This window comes from Mesorhizobium sp. B2-9-1 (assembly GCF_006439455.1).
GTDB lineage: Bacteria > Pseudomonadota > Alphaproteobacteria > Rhizobiales > Rhizobiaceae > Mesorhizobium.
In genome coordinates, this window is the sequence record NZ_VFTP01000002.1 from 583,019 (window position 1) to 602,791 (window position 19,773).

The 19,773-nt window shown below is 63.0% G+C and carries 18 protein-coding genes and 1 riboswitch; of the genes, 9 read left to right on the top strand and 9 right to left on the bottom strand.

The features are described from left to right. Positions 1-21: 21 nt before the first annotated feature. Together phoU and FJW05_RS06990 are read left to right on the top strand one after the other, a co-directional pair. A complete protein-coding gene (gene phoU, locus FJW05_RS06985) occupies positions 22-744 on the top strand; it encodes a phosphate signaling complex protein PhoU (RefSeq protein WP_140542053.1) in 723 nt (240 codons plus the stop codon). 86 nt (positions 745-830) lie between these two features. Then, complete coding sequence (locus FJW05_RS06990; RefSeq protein WP_140542054.1) at positions 831-1,835, top strand: magnesium and cobalt transport protein CorA; 1,005 nt, start codon at positions 831-833, stop codon at positions 1,833-1,835. A 122-nt stretch (positions 1,836-1,957) separates the two neighbouring features. Here FJW05_RS06990 and FJW05_RS06995 read toward each other — a convergent pair whose 3' ends face one another. Further along, positions 1,958-2,476, bottom strand: coding sequence for a GcrA family cell cycle regulator (locus FJW05_RS06995; RefSeq protein ID WP_095765897.1), 519 nt, complete (start codon positions 2,474-2,476; stop codon positions 1,958-1,960). A 357-nt stretch (positions 2,477-2,833) separates the two neighbouring features. Here FJW05_RS06995 and FJW05_RS07000 point away from each other — a divergent pair, with 357 nt between their 5' ends. The 3 genes from FJW05_RS07000 (at position 2,834) to FJW05_RS07010 (ending at position 6,117) form a co-directional block, all read left to right on the top strand. Next, positions 2,834-4,033, top strand: coding sequence for an aspartate aminotransferase family protein (locus tag FJW05_RS07000; protein WP_140629545.1), 1,200 nt, complete (start codon positions 2,834-2,836; stop codon positions 4,031-4,033). Positions 4,034-4,049: 16 nt separating this feature from the next. Next, on the top strand, positions 4,050-4,961 hold the full coding sequence (argF, locus tag FJW05_RS07005) for an ornithine carbamoyltransferase (protein WP_140629548.1): 912 nt from the start codon (positions 4,050-4,052) through the stop codon (positions 4,959-4,961). A 124-nt stretch (positions 4,962-5,085) separates the two neighbouring features. Further along, positions 5,086-6,117: an Hsp33 family molecular chaperone gene (locus FJW05_RS07010; protein ID WP_140629551.1), complete on the top strand. Its 1,032-nt coding sequence runs from the start codon at positions 5,086-5,088 to the stop codon at positions 6,115-6,117. A 202-nt stretch (positions 6,118-6,319) separates the two neighbouring features. On the opposite strand, the gene apaG is transcribed toward FJW05_RS07010, so the two are convergent. Beyond that, on the bottom strand, positions 6,320-6,712 hold the full coding sequence (apaG, locus tag FJW05_RS07015; RefSeq protein WP_095765893.1) for a Co2+/Mg2+ efflux protein ApaG: 393 nt from the start codon (positions 6,710-6,712) through the stop codon (positions 6,320-6,322). A 344-nt stretch (positions 6,713-7,056) separates the two neighbouring features. Here apaG and FJW05_RS07020 point away from each other — a divergent pair, with 344 nt between their 5' ends. Next, positions 7,057-8,202, top strand: coding sequence for a ceramide glucosyltransferase (locus FJW05_RS07020; protein WP_140629553.1), 1,146 nt, complete (start codon positions 7,057-7,059; stop codon positions 8,200-8,202). A gap of 74 nt (positions 8,203-8,276) precedes the next feature. Here FJW05_RS07020 and FJW05_RS07025 read toward each other — a convergent pair whose 3' ends face one another. Then, complete coding sequence (locus tag FJW05_RS07025; protein ID WP_140629556.1) at positions 8,277-9,476, bottom strand: O-succinylhomoserine sulfhydrylase; 1,200 nt, start codon at positions 9,474-9,476, stop codon at positions 8,277-8,279. A 56-nt stretch (positions 9,477-9,532) separates the two neighbouring features. Next, a riboswitch (SAM riboswitch) is annotated at positions 9,533-9,610 on the bottom strand. Between the two features lie 116 nt (positions 9,611-9,726). Here FJW05_RS07025 and FJW05_RS07030 point away from each other — a divergent pair. Then, a complete protein-coding gene (locus FJW05_RS07030) occupies positions 9,727-10,821 on the top strand; it encodes a 2'-deoxycytidine 5'-triphosphate deaminase (RefSeq protein WP_140542060.1) in 1,095 nt (364 codons plus the stop codon). A gap of 38 nt (positions 10,822-10,859) precedes the next feature. Here the strand turns inward: FJW05_RS07030 and araD1 are convergent, their stop codons facing one another. The 4 genes from araD1 to chvE form a co-directional block, all read right to left on the bottom strand. Beyond that, positions 10,860-11,852, bottom strand: a complete 993-nt coding sequence (gene araD1, locus FJW05_RS07035) for an AraD1 family protein (protein ID WP_140542061.1) — start codon at positions 11,850-11,852, stop codon at positions 10,860-10,862. 202 nt (positions 11,853-12,054) lie between these two features. Beyond that, positions 12,055-13,350, bottom strand: coding sequence for a multiple monosaccharide ABC transporter permease (gene mmsB, locus FJW05_RS07040; RefSeq protein ID WP_140542062.1), 1,296 nt, complete (start codon positions 13,348-13,350; stop codon positions 12,055-12,057). After that, a complete protein-coding gene (gene mmsA / locus FJW05_RS07045; RefSeq protein WP_140629559.1) occupies positions 13,347-14,879 on the bottom strand; it encodes a multiple monosaccharide ABC transporter ATP-binding protein in 1,533 nt (510 codons plus the stop codon). Before mmsA ends, mmsB begins: the two co-directional genes overlap by 4 nt. 186 nt (positions 14,880-15,065) lie before the next feature. Beyond that, on the bottom strand, positions 15,066-16,136 hold the full coding sequence (chvE, locus tag FJW05_RS07050; RefSeq protein ID WP_140629562.1) for a multiple monosaccharide ABC transporter substrate-binding protein: 1,071 nt from the start codon (positions 16,134-16,136) through the stop codon (positions 15,066-15,068). A gap of 294 nt (positions 16,137-16,430) precedes the next feature. Between chvE and FJW05_RS07055 the strand changes: the two genes are divergently transcribed. Further along, positions 16,431-17,420, top strand: a complete 990-nt coding sequence (locus FJW05_RS07055; RefSeq protein WP_140629565.1) for a LysR family transcriptional regulator — start codon at positions 16,431-16,433, stop codon at positions 17,418-17,420. A gap of 102 nt (positions 17,421-17,522) precedes the next feature. Beyond that, positions 17,523-17,858: a protamine-2 (modular protein) gene (locus tag FJW05_RS07060; RefSeq protein WP_140629568.1), complete on the top strand. Its 336-nt coding sequence runs from the start codon at positions 17,523-17,525 to the stop codon at positions 17,856-17,858. A gap of 149 nt (positions 17,859-18,007) precedes the next feature. On the opposite strand, the gene FJW05_RS07065 is transcribed toward FJW05_RS07060, so the two are convergent. Together FJW05_RS07065 and FJW05_RS07070 are read right to left on the bottom strand one after the other, a co-directional pair. Then, complete coding sequence (locus tag FJW05_RS07065; RefSeq protein ID WP_140629571.1) at positions 18,008-18,751, bottom strand: methyltransferase domain-containing protein; 744 nt, start codon at positions 18,749-18,751, stop codon at positions 18,008-18,010. An 81-nt stretch (positions 18,752-18,832) separates the two neighbouring features. Continuing rightward, positions 18,833-19,717, bottom strand: coding sequence for a hypothetical protein (locus FJW05_RS07070; RefSeq protein ID WP_140629573.1), 885 nt, complete (start codon positions 19,715-19,717; stop codon positions 18,833-18,835). Between the last annotated feature and the right edge of the window lie 56 nt (positions 19,718-19,773).

Below are 19,773 nucleotides of genomic sequence, written 5' to 3' on the forward strand. Positions count from 1 at the left end.
ACAAACCGGGAAGGCATATCCATGCAGTCCGTTCATATCGCCAGTGCCTATGATGAAGAGCTGAAGTTCCTGTCGAAGCGCATCGCCGCTATGGGCGGCCATGCCGAGCGCATGGTCGAACAGGCGGTCGCGGCCCTGGTTAATGTCGACCATGGCCTCGCGCAGAAGGTCATCCAGGACGATCTCGTCCTCGACGAAGGACAGCGCGAGGTCGACGACAAGGCCATCATCATAATCGCCAGGCGCCAGCCGATGGCGACGGATCTTCGCGAGATCGTCGGCGCGATCCGTATCTCGGCCGATATCGAGCGTGTCGGCGACTTGGGCAAGAACGTCGCCAAGCGCGTGGCCTCGGTGGACGGCCGCCAGCCGAATAGCCTTTTCCGCGGTATCGAGGCGCTTGCCAATCTGGCGCTGACGCAGCTCAAGGAAGTGCTCGACGTCTACGCCTCGCGCTCGGTCGAGAGGATTGGCCTCGTGCGCGACCGGGACGACCAGATCGACGCCATGTACACCTCGCTGTTCCGCGAGCTCTTGACCTACATGATGGAAGATCCGCGCAACATCACACCCTGCACGCATCTTCTGTTCTGCGCCAAGAACATCGAGCGCATCGGCGACCACGCGACCAATATCGCCGAGACGATCTATTACATCGTCACAGGCGACCAGATGCCGACCGACCGGCCGAAGGGCGACAGGACCGACAAGGTCGTGCTTTCCGGCACGGTGCCGGCTAAGTGAACCGCCGCCTCTCGAATGGCTTCCTGATTTAGGATAAGCTCCTCCAGGGACAGCGATTTTGTCAGTCGCGTCTCGGGAGGTTTGCGATGGAACAAGTTCGAAACCTGACCCCGGCCCCAACGTCGGGCATCATTGCATCCAGCGTCTATTCGGGCGGCAAGCGCATCGCCGACATCGCCATCGAACAGGCCGGCGAATGGGCGGCAAAACCCGGCCATGTCGTCTGGATCGGCCTGCTCGAGCCCGATCGCAACCTGTTGCTCCGGGTGCAGGCGCAATTCCACCTGCATGATTTGGCGATCGAGGATGCCGAGCATCCGCATGCGCGCCCCAAGATCGAGCAATATGGCGACGCCCTCTTCATCGTTGCCCGCACCGCGCAATTGATCGATGGCCGTGTCACTTTCGGCGAGACGCATCTGTTCGTCGGCGCCGGCTACATCGTCAGCGTCCGGCACGGCCCGTCGACCTCTTACGCCGCCGTGCGCCAGCACTGGGAGAGCTGCCCGCATTCGCTCGCCAAAGGCGAGGATTTCGTCCTCTACGCCATTCTCGATTTCATCGTCGACAACTACATGCCGGTGCTGGAGCAGATCGAGGACGAGGTCGAGGCGATTGAGGACAAGGTGCTTCTGAAGCCGATGACCGGTTCCGATATCGAGCGGCTTTACATGCTGCGCCGCGATCTGCTGCGGCTGCGCAATGCGGCGCTGCCGCTGGTCGAGGTCTGCCGTCGGCTGACCAGCGCCGACCTGCCACAGATACATGCCGCCATGCATCCGCTGTTTCGCGACGTGACCGACCACATCCGCACCGTGCAGGAAAAGATCGACTCCCTGCGCGAGGTTCTGGCCTTCGCCTTCGAAGCCAGTCTGCTGGTCGGGCAGAGCCAGGAAACCGCAATATCCAAGAAGCTCGCCTCATGGGCCGCCATCCTGGCGGTGCCCACGGCCTTCGCCGGCATCTACGGCATGAACTTCTCCGACATGCCGGAACTGAAGATGGAATACGGATATCCGGCCGTCTTGGTGGCGATCGCGCTCATCTGCGCGTTCCTGTACTGGCGGTTCAAGAAGAATGGATGGCTGTGAAGGGGAGGGAGTAGGGGAGTAGGGAGCGAGTAGCGAATAGGGAGTAGCGAGTAGGGGAAATAAGTTGCCCTTTTCGCGAAACTCAATCCAGTTCTATTCGCTATTCGCTATTCGCTATTCGCTCAGCGCGCCCTGCGCCGCTCCCCGGCCGGCTGGAACGCCACCCGGGAATGATACTTGCAATAGGGTCCCGTTTCGGCGGCGTCGTTGCCGCAGAAGTTGAAGTCTTCCGACAGCGGATCGCCGTTCGGCCATTTGCAGGTGCGTTCGGTCAGCTCGACGAGCTGCAGATGCCGCGAGATCGGCACGACCACGTTCTCGACCGGTCGGATATAGTGGCGGGCGACGGGCTCGGCGTCGAACTGCACCTGCAGCGCGGTGGCGCCGATGGTGGTGGTCACGTGACGCGTGGCACTTGCGGCGCGGGTCACCGATTTCTGCATCGAGGCGCCTTGCGTCGCCTTCTTCTGGCGCGCCGGAGCGGCCGTTGCGCGGCCGCGGCCCGACAGCTTCAGGCGATGCACCTTGCCGATGACGGCGTTGCGGCTCACCCCGCCGAGCTGTGCGGCGATCTGGCTGGCGCTCAGACCCTCCGACCACAATTTCCTGAGAAGTTCGACTCGCTCGTCAGTCCAGTTCATGAGACCGCGCTCCTGCTGAGGCGTGCGGCAGTCAGAATCCTTTCCCGCCCCCGGCTCTCGCCGGGCAAACAACACCACATATACCGGGTGATTAGGTCCGCCGCACGAAATCTAGTTATTTCTCGACTACAAATACCTTATGCGCTGACTCGGTGACAAGAGTCCCCAGGGCAACATGATTCGGTTTTTTCGGTTTTCCCCAACTTGCCGGCCTACTTATGAGCCGGCGTGGCGTCAGGGGCTTGCCACGCGCTTGTGCGTGACGTTTTCGTTGACTTCATGGCCGAAAACCATGATAAGCCGCAAAGGCCGCCGCATTGGCGGCTTTTTTGATTTCCGGTTCCGGAGACGCATATAATGAGCGGTTCGGCGCTTTACGAGACCTTTGCTCGCGCACCCCTGGCTTTCGACCGCGGGGAGGGGACCTGGCTGGTCACCGACAAGGGCGAGCGATATCTCGACTTCGCCGGCGGCATTGCGGTGAATTCGCTGGGCCACGGCCATCCGCATCTGGTCGCGGCGCTCACCGAGCAGGCTGCCAAGCTGTGGCACGTCTCCAACCTCTATGAGATCCCGGAACAGCGCCGGCTGGGCGAGCGGCTGACTGAGGCGACCTTTGCAGACAAGGTGTTCTTCACCAATTCCGGTGCCGAGGCGCTGGAATGCGCCATCAAGACGGCCAGGCGCTATCAATTCGTCAAGGGCCGTCCCGAGCGTTTCCGCATCATCACCTTCGAGGGTGCCTTTCACGGCCGCACGCTGGCGACGATCGCCGCCGGCGGCCAGTACAAATATCTCGAAGGCTTCGGCCCGAAGGTCGAGGGATTCGACCAGGTGGCTTTCGACGACATCGACGCCGCTGAAAAGGCGATCACGCCGGAGACCGCGGCGATCCTGATCGAGCCGGTTCAAGGCGAGGGCGGCATACGCCCGGTGCCGACGCAATCGCTGAAGCGGTTGCGGCAACTCTGCGACAAGCACGGCCTGCTTTTGATCTTCGACGAGGTCCAGTGCGGCATCGGTCGCACCGGCAAGCTGTTCGCGCATGAATGGTCAGGCGTCACGCCCGATCTGATGGCGATCGCCAAGGGCATCGGCGGCGGCTTCCCGATGGGCGCCTGCCTTGCCACCGACGAGGCGGCGACCGGCATGACGGCCGGCGTGCACGGCACCACCTTCGGCGGCAATCCGCTCGCGATGGCCGTCGGCAACGCCGTGCTCGACGTGGTGCTGGCCGACGGCTTCCTTGAGGACGTGCAGCGCAAGGCGCTGCTTCTGAAGCAGGGCCTTGCGGCGGTGGCCGATGAATTCCCCGACGTCATCGAGGGCATCAGGGGAACCGGCCTTATGCTCGGCCTGAAATGCGCCATGCCCAACGCCAAGGTGAACATGGCGCTGCGCGACCAGCACCTGCTTGCCGTGCCGGCGGGCGACAACGTCATCCGCCTCCTGCCGCCGCTCACCGTTACCGACGAGGAGATCGGCGATGCGCTGGAGCGCATTCGCGGCGGCGCCAAGGGTCTGACCGACGCGATTGCCGCCGAAGCCGCCAAATAATTTCTGGAACCTGCCGATGAGTGTTCGCCACTTCACCGATCTGTCCGCCGTTTCCGCGGGCGACCTGCGCATCATGCTGGACGACGCGGTGGCGCGAAAGACCAGGCTCAAGGCGGGTGAGCGTTCAAAACCGCTCGATGGCAAGGTGCTGGCCATGATCTTCGATAAGCCGTCGACGCGCACGCGCGTGTCCTTCGATGTCGGCATGCGCCAGCTCGGCGGCGAGACCATCATGCTGACCGGCACCGAGATGCAGCTCGGCCGTTCGGAGACGATCGCCGACACGGCGAAAGTGCTGTCGCGCTATGTCGACGCCATCATGATCCGCACCACCTCGCACGACCGGCTGCTGGAGCTCACCGAGAACGCCACCGTTCCGGTCATCAACGGGCTGACCGACGACACGCATCCCTGCCAGCTCATGGCCGACATCATGACCTTTGAGGAGCATCGCGGTCCGGTGTCCGGCAAGACTTTCGCCTGGACCGGCGACGGCAACAATGTGCTGCATTCGCTCCTGGAGGCCTCGGCGCGCTTTAGCTTCAACCTCAATGTCGCGGTGCCGGAAGGCAGCGAGCCTTTCGAGAAATATGTCGACTGGTCGAAGGCCAATGGCGGCAAGGTTCGGTTTTCCAGGTCCGCCGAGGAAGCCGTCGACAAGGCCGACTGCGTCGTCACCGACAGCTGGGTCTCCATGGGCCAGGAGCATCGCGCCCGCGGCCACAACGTCTTCCTGCCCTATCAGGTCAATGCGGCGCTGATGGCAAAGGCCAAGCCCGATGCATTGTTCATGCACTGCCTGCCGGCGCATCGCGGCGAGGAGGTCACCGATGAGGTGATCGACGGGCCGCATTCGGTGGTCTTCGACGAGGCCGAGAACCGGCTGCACGCCCAGAAGGCTGTGCTGGCCTGGTGTCTGGGCGCGTGAGAAGGGCTGGACCTGATCGCTTCCGGCCCGATCGGGCTCAACTTGATCTGGGGACATGTGATGCCTATTTGCTGGCCATCACGTAAATTGAACGCGCTTCGACGCATGCGGCTCACCGGGCGGCATGGCTGCGCCCCGGAGTATTGTCATGTTGGAAACCCAGACCTTGGCTGAGCATAAACCCCAACTCGGTGAATTCGGCTTCGCCGGCGACGATCATGTCGTGCCTTATGAGGTCGCGCCGCTCGATGTGCGCGGCCGCACCGTGCAGCTCGGGCCGATGCTCGACGCTATTCTGAGCCGCCACGATTACCCTGAGCCCGTCGCCCGCCTGCTGGCGGAAGCCTGCGTGCTCACCGTGCTGCTCGGCACTTCGCTGAAGTTCGAAGGCAAGTTTATTCTGCAGACCCGCACCGACGGTCCGGTCGACATGCTGGTGGCCGATTTCACCACGCCGCATGCGCTGCGCGCCTATGCGCGCTTCGATGCCGACCGGCTGCAGGCGCTAACCGCCGCCGGCGAGACCTCGCAGCAGGCGCTGCTCGGCGACGGCGTCTTGGCCTTGACGATCGACCAGGGCGCGCATACGCAGCGCTACCAAGGCATCGTCCAGCTCGACGGCACCTCGCTGGAGGACGCCGCGCGCACCTATTTCCGGCAGTCGGAGCAGATCCCGACCGATATCAAGATGTCGGTCGCCAAGCTGGTCACGCCCGGCCCGGCCGGCGCGCGCGAGCAGTGGCGCGCCGGTGGCATTCTGGCGCAATTCCTGCCGCAATCGCCGGAGCGCATGCGCGTTCCCGATATTTCCGGCGGCGACGGCGATCCGCGTGACGTCGCGGACCATCCGGCCGACAATTCCTGGCAGGAGTTGCTGGCGCTGCTCGGCACCATCGAGCCGACCGAGCTGATCGACCCGACGGTGGGCGCCGAGCGATTGCTCTACCGGCTGTTCCACGAACATGGCGTGCGCGTTTTCCGCGGCGTCCCTGTCGCCGACCAGTGCTCCTGCTCGCGCGACAAGATCCGCGGCATTCTCGAAGGCTTTTCGGCTGAGGAGATCAAGGAATCGACCGAAGAGGGCGGCATCCATGTCGCCTGCGAGTTCTGCTCGACCCAATACGACTTCGACCCGGCCGAATTCGCGAAGGAGTGACGCCCTGTTCCTTCTCCCCGTTCCACGGGAGAAGGTGCCCGAAGGGCGGATGAGGGGCGGCGCCAACGTTGGCGATCATAGCGACACGCTGGCGACGCGGTCGTCCGCCTCAAGGAAAATCTCAGAAGCCCGGCGCTGCCCCTCATTGCCCTGCCGGGCATTTCTCCCCGTAAAACGGGGAGAAAGAGGCTGTCGCCGACGCCTAATTCACCGTGCGCCTTGTCCCCGGCATATCGAGCGAGAAAGCCGGAATGGCGATATCGAACGTCTCGCCGCGGCCGTTGCGCATCGTGTAGTGGCCGACCATGATGCCTGATGGCGTCGAGAGCGGGCAGCCCGAGGTGTACTGGTAGCTGTCGCCGGGATTGAGTTCCGGCTGGTCGCCGACCACGCCGGCGCCGCGCACCTCCTCGACCCGGCCCTGGCCGTCGGTGATATGCCAGTAGCGCGACACAAGCTGCACGAACTCGTCGGAGCGGTTGTCGATCGTCACCTGATAGCCCCAGACATAGCGGTTCTCGGACGGATCGGAGCGGTCCTCCAGATAGAAGGGCCTGACCAGCACTTCGATGTTGCGCGTAACTGCGCGATACATGGGCCACTCCGGTTGCCGCCGCGGAAAATATGCCACGCTCCGCTCTTGATAGAGGCAGCGCCGACCATCCTGCCAGCCTTGTAAGCGCAGGTGCCGAAAAACAATGTCATTTAAGTGACACATGACAATGTTGGTGTGCACAAACCGCGCCGGGCGACTCGGACGCTCTGTAACAGTTGAAACGGTCGCGTGCGGCCTAAAGCAATTCCAGGAAAAGCGCGAGCGGTTAGGCTCGGCGCCTTCGCCGTAGCCTTCCGTCAGGAATCGCGTGAAAACAAGGAGATGGAGTGGGTCGCCGTTTGCGTGAAACGGTGAAACTCTCTATCGGGAGTGACCAGATCTCGATGGAACTGACTATCGCAGCCGGCCTGGCTTCGTCAGCGCTTCTTTCCTTCAATCTCGCCAGCATCCTGCTCGCCTCGTCGCGGCTGAAGCGGCGGCATGTCATCGCGCCGCTCCCCAGCGCGCGGCCGCAGGTCTCCATCATCGTGCCGTCGCGTGGCGTCGAGCCGTTCACGCCGGAGACCTTGCAGCGCGCCTTCTCGCTCGATTGGCCGCGCTACGAGCTGATCTTCTGCGTCGCGCATGCCGAAGACCCGGTGGTCAAACTGATCGATGCGGCGATCGCGCGCCACCCCAAAATTCCTGCGCGGCTGCTGATCGGCGACGATCGCGTCAGCGCCAATCCCAAGCTCAACAACTGCGTCAAGGGCTGGCAGGCGGCGCGACACGATTGGGTGATCCTCGCCGATTCCAACGTGCTGATGCCGAGAGACTATGTCCAGCACCTGATGGCGGCATGGCGGCCGGATACCGGCCTCGTCTGCTCGACGCCGATCGGCTCGCGGCCAGACGGGTTTTGGGCCGAAGTCGAATGCGCCTTCCTCAACACGCTGCAGGCGCGCTGGCAGTATGCCGGCGAGGCGCTTGGCCTTGGCTTCGCCCAGGGCAAGAGCATGCTGTGGAACAAGCCGATGCTCGACGCCAATGGCGGCATCCAGGCCTTGGCCGCCGAGATCGCCGAGGACGCGGCGGCCACCAAGCTGGTCAACGGCCTGGGGCTCAACGTCAACCTCGTCGCCTCGCCATTCGAGCAGCCGCTTGGACTGCGCAGCTTCGCCGAGATCTGGTCGCGCCAAGCGCGCTGGGCGCGGCTGCGCCGGGTGACCTTTCCGCTGTTCTTCGCGCCGGAGATCCTGACTGGCGCTGCGGTGCCGCTGCTGCTGGCGCTGATCGCCGCGGCAAGCGCCGGCGTCAGCCTGCCTACGACGGCCTTTGGCGTGCTGGCGATCGCCTACCTGCCGGAATGGCTGCTGGCCTTTGCGAAGGGCTGGTACCTGTCGCCGCGCAGCGTCACCGCGATGATCGTGCGCGATGCCCTGCTGCCCGCCATCTGGGCGCGCGCCTGGTTCGGCGGTGCCGTCGAATGGCGCGGCAATGCCATGACCATCCGCACCAAGGCGATGACCGAGCTGGAGGAGCTCGCCTAGAGCAATTCCAGGAAAAGTGTGAAACGGTTTTCCGTCCGGAATTGCGGCTCTGGAAGGCTCCGGCCGCGGCGTTCTCAGCCTTCTATTTTTGCTGCCTTCAGCGCCTGTTCGACATCTTCCAGCAGATCGTCGGTGTCTTCCAGACCAACCGAAAGCCTCAGCGTGCCTGGCCCGATGCCGAGCTCGGCGCGGGCCTCGTCGCTCAGGTTCTTGTGCGTCGTCGTCGCCGGATGGGTGACCAGGCTCTTGGCGTCACCGAGATTGTTCGAGATCAGCACGATGTCGAGCGCGTTCTGGAAGGCAAAGGCCGCCTGCTTGCCGCCCTTGACGTCGAGGCAGATCAGCGTCGAGCCTCCCGACATCTGCTTCCTGACGATATCCGCTTGCGGATGATCGGCGCGGCCCGGATAGATGACACGGGCGATCTCCGGTCGGCCGGCAAGGAAATCCGCGATCTTGCCGGCGCTCTCGGTCTGCTGACGCACGCGCAGCGGCAGCGTCTCCAGGCCTTTGAGCAGCGTCCAGGCGTTGAAGGGCGACAGGCTGGGACCGGTGTGGCGGAAATAATCGTGCAGGTTCTCGTCGATCCACTTCTTGTCCGACAGGATGACGCCGCCGAGGCAGCGGCCCTGGCCGTCTATGTGCTTGGTCGCCGAATAGACGACGATATGGGCGCCGAGCTGCAGCGGCTTCTGCTGCAGCGGCGTGGCGAAGACATTGTCGACGATCAGCCTGGCGCCGATCGAATTGGCGAGCCTGGCGACGGCGGCGATATCGACCACCTCCAGCGTCGGGTTGGTCGGGCTTTCCAGGAAGAACAGCTTGGTGTTCGGCCTTGTCGCCTTTTCCCAATTGGCGATGTCGGTGCCGTCGACCAGCGTCGCCTCGATGCCGTAGCGCGGCGCCAGCGTCTCGACCACCCAGCGACAGGAGCCGAACAGGGCGCGCGCCGCGACGATATGATCTCCGGCCTTGGCGCTGCAGAGCAGCGCGGCGGTTACCGCGGCCATGCCGGAAGCGGTGGCGCGGGCATCCTCGGCGCCTTCCAGCGCGCACATGCGCTTTTCGAACATGTCGACGGTCGGGTTGGCGTAGCGCGAATAGATGAAGCCCGGCTCCTCACCCTTGAAGCGGGCTTCCGCCGCTTGCGCGGTCTCGTAGACATAGCCTTGGGTGAGATACATCGCCTCCGATGTCTCGCCGAAGCCGGAACGCAACGTTCCGCCATGCACGAGTGCCGTCTGAGGTTTCCAGTTGCGCTTCTTGGTGCTCATAGCCCTGCTTTCAGACACAAAAAAACCGGCCGCGAAGTCGCAACCGGTCCATATAGCCTTGCGGCTCGACGGTCCTTTAGCGACTTGTTTAACGTGGCTGCAAGCCGACCGGCCAAATCACCACGGGATAACGACCCTTTAGACCCGCGCCGCGCTTGCGTCAATTGCCGGCTTCATTAAGAGGTTTGTACCAGCCGGGCGGCAAGAGCCTGCTTAGATCCTAGCCCGGCCTTGTGAACGGAGCCAGCCTTTGCGGCAAACAGGCATTCTTCCGGATCAGGACATCGCAGCGCTGTTCGAGGCGAAGGCGCTGAAGTCGCCGCGCGCGCTGGACGCCGACCAGATCCAGCCGGCCAGCCTCGATCTCAGGCTCGGCGACAAAGCGTTTCGCGTGCGTGCCTCGTTCCTGCCGGGTCCGGATCATCGGGTCGTCGACAAGCTCGAGCGGCTGAAGCTGCACGAGATCAGCCTTGCCGAGGGCGCGGTGCTGGAAACCGGCTGCGTCTATATCGTGCCGCTGCTCGAGAGCCTGGCGCTGCCGGCGAACGTATCCGCCTCGGCCAATCCGAAGAGCTCGACCGGCCGCCTCGACATCTTCACACGCGTCATGACCGATCGTGGCCACGAGTTCGACAAGATCGCCGCCGGCTATCGCGGGCCGCTCTATCTCGAAGTCAGCCCGCGCACCTTCCCGATCGTCGTGCGCGCCGGCTCGCGGCTGTCGCAGATCCGCTTCCGCACCGGCAACGCGGTGCTCTCGGAAAGCGAGCTGCGCGACCTTCACCGCGCCGAGATGCTGGTCGCCACCGAGCCGCCCAATATTTCAGGCGGCGGCATCGCGCTCTCCATCGATCTTGACGGCGACAAGGACGGCCTCGTCGGCTACCGCGGCAAGCACCACACCGGCCTGGTCGACGTCGACAAGCGTGCCGCGCAGGATGTCGTCGATTTCTGGGAGCCGATCTACAAGAGCGGCGCCGGCGAACTGGTGCTCGATCCGGACGAATTCTATATCCTGGTCAGCCGAGAAGCTGTGCATGTGCCGCCGCTCTATGCCGCCGAGATGACACCCTTCGATCCGCTGGTCGGCGAGTTCCGCGTCCATTATGCCGGCTTCTTCGATCCGGGCTTCGGCCACTCCGCCGCCGGCGGCAGCGGCAGCCGCGCCGTGCTCGAAGTGCGCAGCCACGAGGTGCCTTTTATCCTCGACCACGGCCAGATCGTCGGCCGTCTCGTCTACGAGCATATGCTGAAGCGCCCGCAGGCGCTTTACGGCACCGAACTCGGCTCGAACTATCAGGCGCAGGGCCTGAAGCTCTCCAAGCATTTTCGCGCAGCGCGCTGAAGCTGCTGATCTCCCCCTCGTGGGGAGATCACCCTACCTCACAGCGCCTTCACCGCCACCTTGACCGGCTTTTCGATCTCCAGCGGATTGCGCAGCGGCAGGCCGAAATCCTGCGCCTCGATTTCGAAAGTATCGCCAGCCTCGGTCCTGATACCATCGGCGAAGGACAATGTCGCGGTGCCGAACATATGCACATGCACATCGCCCGGCTGGCGGAAGGCCGAATATTTGAAATGGTGGTGCTCGAGATTGGCGATGGTGTGCGACATGTTCGCTTCGCCCGACAGGAACGGCTTTTCCCAGAGCAGCTTGCCGTCGCGCCAGATGCGCGATGCGCCGCGGATGTCGGCCGGCAGGTCGCCGATCAGGATTTCGGGGCCAAACGAGGCGTTGCGCAGCTTGGAATGGGCGAGGAACAGATAGTTCACCCGCTCGGTCACGTGATCGGAAAACTCGTTCGACAGCGTGAAGCCGACGCGGAACGGCGCGCCGTCATCGCCGATGACATAGATGCCCGCGATCTCCGGCTCCTCGCCGCCGTCCTGCGCGAAGGCAGGCGACATTAGGGGAGCGCCGGGGGCCACCGCCATCGTGCCGTTGCCCTTGTAGAACCATTCCGGCTGCACGCCGACCTGTCCCTTGGCGGGCTTGCCGCCTTCGAGCCCCATGCGGAACATCTTCATAGAATCGGTGAGCTGTTCTTCGCCGTCACTGAGCTTCTTGTGCATGGAATCGCGCGTCGCCGCGGAACCGAGATGCGTCAGCCCCGTGCCGGTGAGATGCAGATGCGCGGGATCCGGATGGTTGATCGGCGAGACCAGCCTGCCCCTCTTGTAGGCGGCGTCGAGATCGACCGTCTCGCCATAGCCCTTGCGCTCGATCAATGCTTCGAGGCCCGTGCCCGTCCGCGCGGCCTCCATCGCCAGCGAATAGACGCTGCGCGCGCCGTTGATGACCCTGGTCTTGCCGCCGCCATTGCGGGCGACGACGCGGATCGTCTCGGCGTCGTCGAGAATCTGGGAGATCAGCATGTTTGAACCCTCTCTCATCTGCCTGGCTGCCCGCGGGCAAACCTTGACCGGCGCGGCGCGGAGAAATCCGCGCCACGGTTGAAATTCTTCGTCCGGATTGCGCTCGCGAGCCCGGTCCTTGCCTGGACTTCTTGGCGCCGACGGGTTGCCGGCAGCTTCGCGATCTGAAACCCGTATGCCTTCTTAAGTCCGCTTCAGGTCTTCAGGCCTTGTTCTTGTTGTAGACGTCGAAGATGACGGCGCCGAGCAGCACCAGGCCTTTCACCACCTGCTGCCAGTCGACATTGACGCCCATGATCGACATGCCGTTGTTCATCACGCCCATGATGAAGCCGCCGACGACGGCGCCGATCACCTGTCCGACGCCGCCCATTGCCGAGGCGCCGCCGATGAAGACGGCCGCAATGACGTCGAGCTCGCTGCCGAGACCCGCCGCCGGCACGGCCTGGCCGAGGCGCGCCGCGATGATCAGGCCGCCCAGTGCCGACAGCACGCCCATATTGATGAAGACCATCAGGGTCAGCCTTTCGGTGTTGATGCCCGAAAGCTGTGCGGCCTTGGCGTTGCCGCCCATGGCGTAGATGCGGCGGCCGATGGTCATGCGCTTGGTGACGAAGACGAACAGTGAGATCAGCACGCCCATCACCAGCAGCACGACCGGCAGGCCCCTGTAGCTGGCGAACTGGAAGACCAGGAACAGCGCCAGCGCGCCGCCAACCAGCGTCTTGACGACGAACAGCGGGAAGGGCTCCGCCTCATAGCCATGCCGCTCGCGCTTGCGCCGCGTCCTGAAGCCGAAATAGGCGTAGGCGAGCACCGCGACGAGGCCGAGCACGACCGTCGTCATATGCAGCGTCAGTCCGCTGCCGACGATCGTCTTGCCGGCGGCATTGACCGTCGGCGGGACCAGCGTCAGCGGGCCGATCACATCCGGGATGAAGCCGGAGCTCAGCGCCTTGAAGCTGTCGGGCAACGGGCCGACCGAGGAGCCGCCCCCGAGCAGCGCCTGGCAGATGCCGCGGAAGATCAGCATGCCCGCCAATGTCACGATGAAGCTCGGTATCTTGTGATAGGCGATCCAGTAGCCTTGCGCCGCGCCGATCAGGGCGCCGACGAACAGGCAGACGATCGAGACCACCAGCGGATTCGAGAATATCCCGAGCGGCCAGATCACCATCATCATCGCCGCCAGCGCGCCGATGAAGCCGGCGACCGAGCCGACGCTGAGGTCGATATAGCCGGAGACGATCACCAGGAGCATGCCGAGCGCCATCACGATGATGAACGAGTTCTGCTGCACCAGGTTGCTGAGATTCACCGGTTTGAACAGCGTTCCCGACGTCGTGTACTGGAAGAACAGCATGATGACGATCAGCGCGATGATCAGGCCGTATTCGCGCAGGTTCGTCGTCAGCGCCGAGACGGCGACGCGCGGGCCCTGCTGCTTGACGTCCTCGGCGAGGCCGCTTTGCGGCGCGGGAGCGCTTTCTGTGCTCATGATGTTTTTCCTTCTCCGCGAACGATGGCGCGCATGATTTTTTCCTGGCTTGCGTCGCTTGCAGCCATTTCGCCGACTATACGCCCTTCGTTCATCACATAGATACGGTCGGAGATACCGAGCAGCTCGGGCATTTCCGACGAGATGACGATGATCGCTTTGCCCTCGGCGGCAAGGCGCGCGATGATCGTATAGATTTCGTACTTCGCGCCGACGTCAATGCCGCGGGTCGGCTCGTCGAGGATCAAAACCTCCGGATCGGCGAACAGCCATTTCGACAGCACGACCTTCTGCTGGTTGCCGCCCGAGAGGTTGCCGGTCAGCTGGTAGACGCTGGAGGCGCGGATGTTGGTCTTCTTGCGGTAGTCGTTGGCGACGCTCATCTCGCGCATGTCGTCGATGACGCCGCGGCTGGAAACGCCGGACAGGTTGGCCAAGGTCACGTTGTGCTTGATGTGGTCGATCAGATTGAGGCCGTAGGTCTTGCGGTCCTCGGTGACATAGGCGATGCCGCTTGCCACCGCCTTGCTCACTGATGAGAGGTCGATAGGCTTGCCACGCAGCGACACCTCTCCGGTGATGTGCCGGCCGTAGGAGCGCCCGAAAAGGCTCATCGCGAATTCGGTCCGGCCGGCGCCCATCAGACCGGCGATGCCGACAACTTCGCCCCTGCGCACATTGAGGTTGATGTTCTTGATCACCTGCCGGTCGGCATGGATCGGGTGGTAGACCGACCAGTCCTTCACCTCGAAGATGACGTCGCCGATCTTCGGCTCGCGCGGCGGGTAGCGGTCGTCGAGCGAGCGGCCGACCATCGAGGTGATGATGCGGTCTTCCGAGATGTCCTTCCTCGGCAAGGTCTCGATGGTGCGTCCGTCGCGGATCACCGTCACCTTGTCGGCGACGCGGTTCACCTCGTTGAGCTTGTGCGAGATCAGGATCGAGGTCATGCCCTGGCGCTTGAACTCGAGCAGAAGGTCGAGCAGCGCCTGGCTGTCCTTCTCGCTGAGCGAGGCCGTCGGCTCGTCGAGGATCAGGAGCTTTACTTCCTTGCTCAGCGCCTTGGCGATCTCGACCAGCTGCTGCTTGCCGACGCCGATATTGGTGATGAGCGTCTTGGGGTCTTCCTTGAGCCCGACCTTCTTCAGCAGGGCGCCGGTACGCGTCTCGTTGGCGTCCCAGTCGATGACGCCGTAGGTGGCGTGCTCGTTGCCCAAGAAGATGTTTTCCGCGATCGACAGCATCGGCACCAGGGCAAGCTCCTGGTGGATGATGACGATACCGATATGCTCGCTGTCGTGAATGCCTTTGAAATTGCATTCCTGGCCGCGGAAGATGATCTGGCCCTCATAGGTGCCGGACGGATAGACGCCCGACAGCACCTTCATCAGTGTCGACTTGCCGGCGCCGTTCTCGCCGACGACGGCGTGGATCTCACCTTCCTCGACGCTGAGATTGACGTTCGACAACGCCTTCACGCCGGGGAACGTCTTGGTGATGTCGCGCATCTCCAAAATCGTCGAGGCCATCAGGATCTGCTCCCTGGCGCAGGCCTTCCACTCGCGGAAAGCGTCTTGCGCGAAATCAACATGCCGCAGTTTCGCTCATGCCGTGGCGGCATATGGCGCTGCGGTAGCCGGCAAAAACAATACCGGGGTCGCTTGCGAACAAAAAGGGGCCCTGCGTGACGCAGGACCCCTTCCTTTGAGACCGGATTACTTCAGGTCTTCAGCCTTGATGTAGCCGGAGTCGACAACCAGTTCCTTGTAGTTCGACTTGTCGACCTCATGCGGCGTCAACAGGATCGAGGGAACGACCTTGACGTCGTTGTTGTAGGTCTTGGTGTCGAGGCCGTCCGGCTTGCCGCCGGAGAGCACCTTGTCGACCAGCTGCACGGTGGCCTTGGCCAGCTCGCGGGTGTCCTTGAACACGGTCGAGTACTGCTCGCCCGAGATGATCAGCTTGACCGAGGCGGTCTCGGCGTCCTGGCCGGTCACGATCGGCCAAGGCTGGGCTTCCGTGCCGTAGCCGACGGCGCGCAGCGAGGCGGTGATGCCGCGCGACAGGCCGTCATAGGGAGACAGAACGCCGTCGACGCGGCTGCCGTCCGAGTAGTTGGCCGAGAGCAGGTTGTCCATGCGCGCCTGGGCGGTGGCGGCGAGCCAGCGCAAGGTGCCGACCTTGTCCATGCCCATCTGGCCGGACTTGATCTTGATCGAGCCGTCGTCGATCAGCGGCTGCAGGACGGACATAGCGCCGTTGTAGAAGAAGAAGGCGTTGTTGTCGTCCGGCGAGCCGCCGAACAGCTCCACGTTCCACGGCTTGGTGTTCGGGAAGCGCTCCTTGAGGCCCTTGACCAGCGAGTTCGCCTGGATCACGCCGACGCCGAAATTGTCGAAGGTGGTGTAGTAGTCGACATTCGGGGTCTTCTTGATCAGGCGGTCATATGCGATGGTGACGACGCCGGCATCATTGGCCTTCTGCAGCGCGTCGGCCATGGTGGTGCCGTCGATCGAAGCGATGATCAGCGCCTTCGGGCCTTTGGTGATTTCGTTTTCCAGCTGGCTGAGCTGGTTCGGGATGTCGTCCTGCGCATATTGCAGGTCGACGGTGTAGCCGAGCGCTTCGAGCTGGGACTTGACGGCGTCGCCGTCGTTGATCCAGCGCTGCGAGGTCTTAGTCGGCATCAGCACGCCGACGAGACCCTTGTCGGCGGCGTGCGCCGAATAGGTCGTGGCGGCAATGCCAAGGGCCGCGATGGCGGCCAGCGTCTTGATGATCTTCACGATTACTCTCCCTGGTTGATGGACGCGACACCTCGGGGCTTCGCGGGCCGCGCAGTCGAACAGGTGCGCTGGCGCGCCACTGTCGGCTTTATCGATCTCCGGTATCCTCCCAATCGGCCCCGCGGCGCAGTTTCAATCGATACGATTTCGCTCGTCGCCGACCCCTGCGCATCGGAACGCGCGGAGGGTGGGTCGCTTTGACATAACTGTCAAATGCGATCTTTGCTTGTTGCTATATCGAGACTGGTATGGCTTAAGCGATCGAATAGAAACCCGCACAGGAGACCGAAAACCATGGCGGCGTTGCGCGATCCCGATGCGATTTCAGGTGGTTACGAGAAATTGCCGGGAGATGGCGAGACGTTGCTGCGCAGCGGCCTCAGTCTCCGCCACATGCGCATGATTGCCGCCTTGGACGATCACGGGCGGGTGAGCGCCGCCGCCCAGGTCATGAACATCTCCCAGCCGGCCGCCTCGCGCATGATCGCCGAGATGGAAGCGGTGCTCGACGTGAAGTTGTGCGAGCGGCTGCCGCGCGGCGTGACGCTGACCCCTTACGGCCAGGCGCTCGCCCGGCGCGCCCGCTCCATCCTGCTGGAGATGCGGGAGGTCGATCGTGAGATTTCCGAGCTCAAGTCCGGCAAGGGCGGCTCCGTATTCCTCGGCGCCGTGACGGCGCCCGCGATCGAGCTGGCCGTGCCGGCGATCCGCGAGATCCGCCGCATCTATCCGCGCATCGAGATCACCATGCAGGTCGAGACCTCGAACGTGCTCGCCCGCGAGCTGATCGCCTCGCGCCACGACTTCATCATCGCCCGCATCCCGGACGATCTCAATCCGCGGCTCTTCGAATCGCGTGTCATCGGGGTCGAGAAGGCCTGCCTCATCGTGCGCCGCGGCCACCCGCTGGCGAGCGGCAGGACGGTGCGGCTGGAAGACACCGCGGCCTATGACTGGGTGTTCCAGTCCGGCGGCTCGCCGCTGCGCCAGGCGATGGAAAGCAACTTCTTGAACCGCGACATTCCGCTGCCCGACCGCATCCTCAACACCTCTTCGCTGCTGCTCACCTTGGTGATGGTAGCGCAGTCCGACGCCATCGCGCCGGTCTCGATCCAGGTCGCCAAGTTCATCCAGGGCGGCGATGGGCTGGCCGGCGCCATCGATGTCGTGCAGACCGAGTTCGACATCGAGGTCCGGCCTTACAGCCTGATCACGGTCAGGAACCGCGCGCTCTCGCCCGCCGCCAAGATGCTGCACGACTTCATTTTGCGCGAGGTGGGCTAATGGAACGAGAATGCTACTTGCACGTTCAAACCGATCGGCCGCTCCCTGAAGCCCGTTACGGGTGAGGAAGGGCTGCCGTGCCCAACAGCTCGGGAGGTTTTTATGGAACGTCGGTTGTTTCTCACCGGAATGCTTGGCATTGCGGGGGCGGCAGCGCTTGCAAGCCTGGTCGGACCCAGCAAGGCCGTTGCCGGCATCCCCAAAGGCAACGGAATTCTGGATGAATTGGACAAGCCGGATCCGGCCATCTACGAGGAGGATGACCAGGCCGATCTGCTGCAGCCAGCCCAGTACTACCGCCGTCGGTATTACCGTGATCGGTACTACCGCCGCCGCCGGCGCCACGTTTGGAGAAGGGTCTGCCGGCGCTACTGGCGCCATGGCCGGCGCCATGTCCGCTGCTGGCGCCGCCGCGTCTGGATCGGCTTCCGGCTCTAGCGTCGCCAATCCAACGCTCCTCCGGATGGGTCTTGCGCCGCAGCGCAAGACCCCACGCTGGGAGTTAGCCCAAGGCCTCAGATGCTGCCGGCTCCGCTTTGCGACGGGTCTCGGCTTTGCCCGATCAGCAGGAGGTACAAACAGACGCGTTAGTAAATCTTGCTCGGTCGTCTGATAGCCTTGTTGATCATTCGGCTGAGCGTCATGGGGTATTTCCGCTGCATGAAGTGCTCATAGGCCTCCACCCATTTGCCATGCCGCTCGGGAGCAATCTGCGACGGTGGCCTCTCCTCAACGAAAAGTGACGCGATCTTCTGGAGGCGGGAATGAAACGCGTGCAGATCTACCCCCGAAAGCTTTGGCTTGCGAGCCACTACGGCGCTGTCACGCCAAAAGTTTTCAGGGTTTGCGGCTGCAATCTTGTCGGTCTCAAAGTAGCTTTCCACTAGTTCCATGCCGGTCATGGAGCAAAGAGCGCCCCACGAATCCGGATAGAACCGCCAGCAGTCATACGGGTATCGGTGCACGTGGCCTGCCCCCGGCGCGATGATGAGCGCCAGACCGCCTGGCTTCGTCACGCGCGCGATTTCTGCGAATGTGACCCAAAAGAACGGGTTGTGCTCAAAGGTAGATGCCGACAGGCAAAGATCGAAAGAGCAATCTGCGATTTCGGACCAGACGAAGGTGTTCGCCGGAACGATGTCCACGTTGTTGCCCGGCTCGATATCGAGGCCAGTGTAAGCAAACCTGGGATGGGGGAATAGCGGCCGATAAGTATTTTGGGCATCGTAGGATTTTGAGCCGATTTCCAGCACGCGCACGCCAGTTTGAGCGAACTCGTCTCCATAGGTTTGCAAAAATATCTCGGCTTTTACGAATGACGTCTCGTGCATTGAAATCTGACCCGCGTTGATTGGTCGATAACGTGACCTGATCGACCAGTACAGTTCCCCTGACCACCTGGAGCAGCCGAATTATGCGGGGAGTGCCATCAAGGTATCCAGGATGCTGCGTCGCTTGAGCTCAAGCAACTGCTGACGGCGCGCTGGCGCCATGTCAATGTCGGTCGTGAAGCGGCTTTCATGAAGCCAGCTGTCAATTCGCTCGAAAAGCGCCTCGTCCATCGCTACGCTGGCAGCGACCGCGATCCGTTCATAGTCGGCGGCACACAGATCTTCATTGCTGAGTGCCCGGTACAGACAGTGCCAATTCAGCCCCCCGGTATCGAACCCGTCGAGCCAATCCCTGCCGAAGTTGAGCCGATCTGTCGGCAATCGACCTAAGTTGAAAAAAGCAAAGCCTGGCCACAGGTACCAGCGCTCATCTGGCGTTTTTCGAACCAATCCCGCGACGGCGGCTCGATCCAGCATGCGGAAAGGGTTTGTCATTGCCGTGGGGAAAATATCGTGATCCAGAAAACCGACCATGGAAGGCCGGTTCGCGAGAACGATGTTCCTCCAGGCCCAATTCAGGGCATAGCCGTGCGATTTGCCCCCGTCCTGCTCTCGACTTGTCCAGGGGTTGGCCGGCGCTGCCACAAAAGCAACACCGGCCGCTGCACAGATGTCGCGAATGGCGTCCCTTGCGGCCGGGTTGGTTGAGTTGTCGGCAACAACCTGGAGTGCCTCGGGCACATTTCGCGCGATCAACTTGGTCTGCCACTCGATCACCTGGTGGTCGTTGAAGCTGATCGTAATCAGGACGTTTCGGCCATGGATGCGAGGAAGCGGCACTGGGCCCGCGTGCCTGGCCAGCGCCATGCGCTCTCGAATTTGGTAGCGGGCATGATTCTTGCGGTCGACCAACGGTCGACATCTGAACCATTCGCGGACATTATATTTCGACAGGGCGCGCGGCATGCTTCGCTTTTTATACTTCCGCGCAACAACCGCAAGCTGCTCCCAAGCGGCTCAGA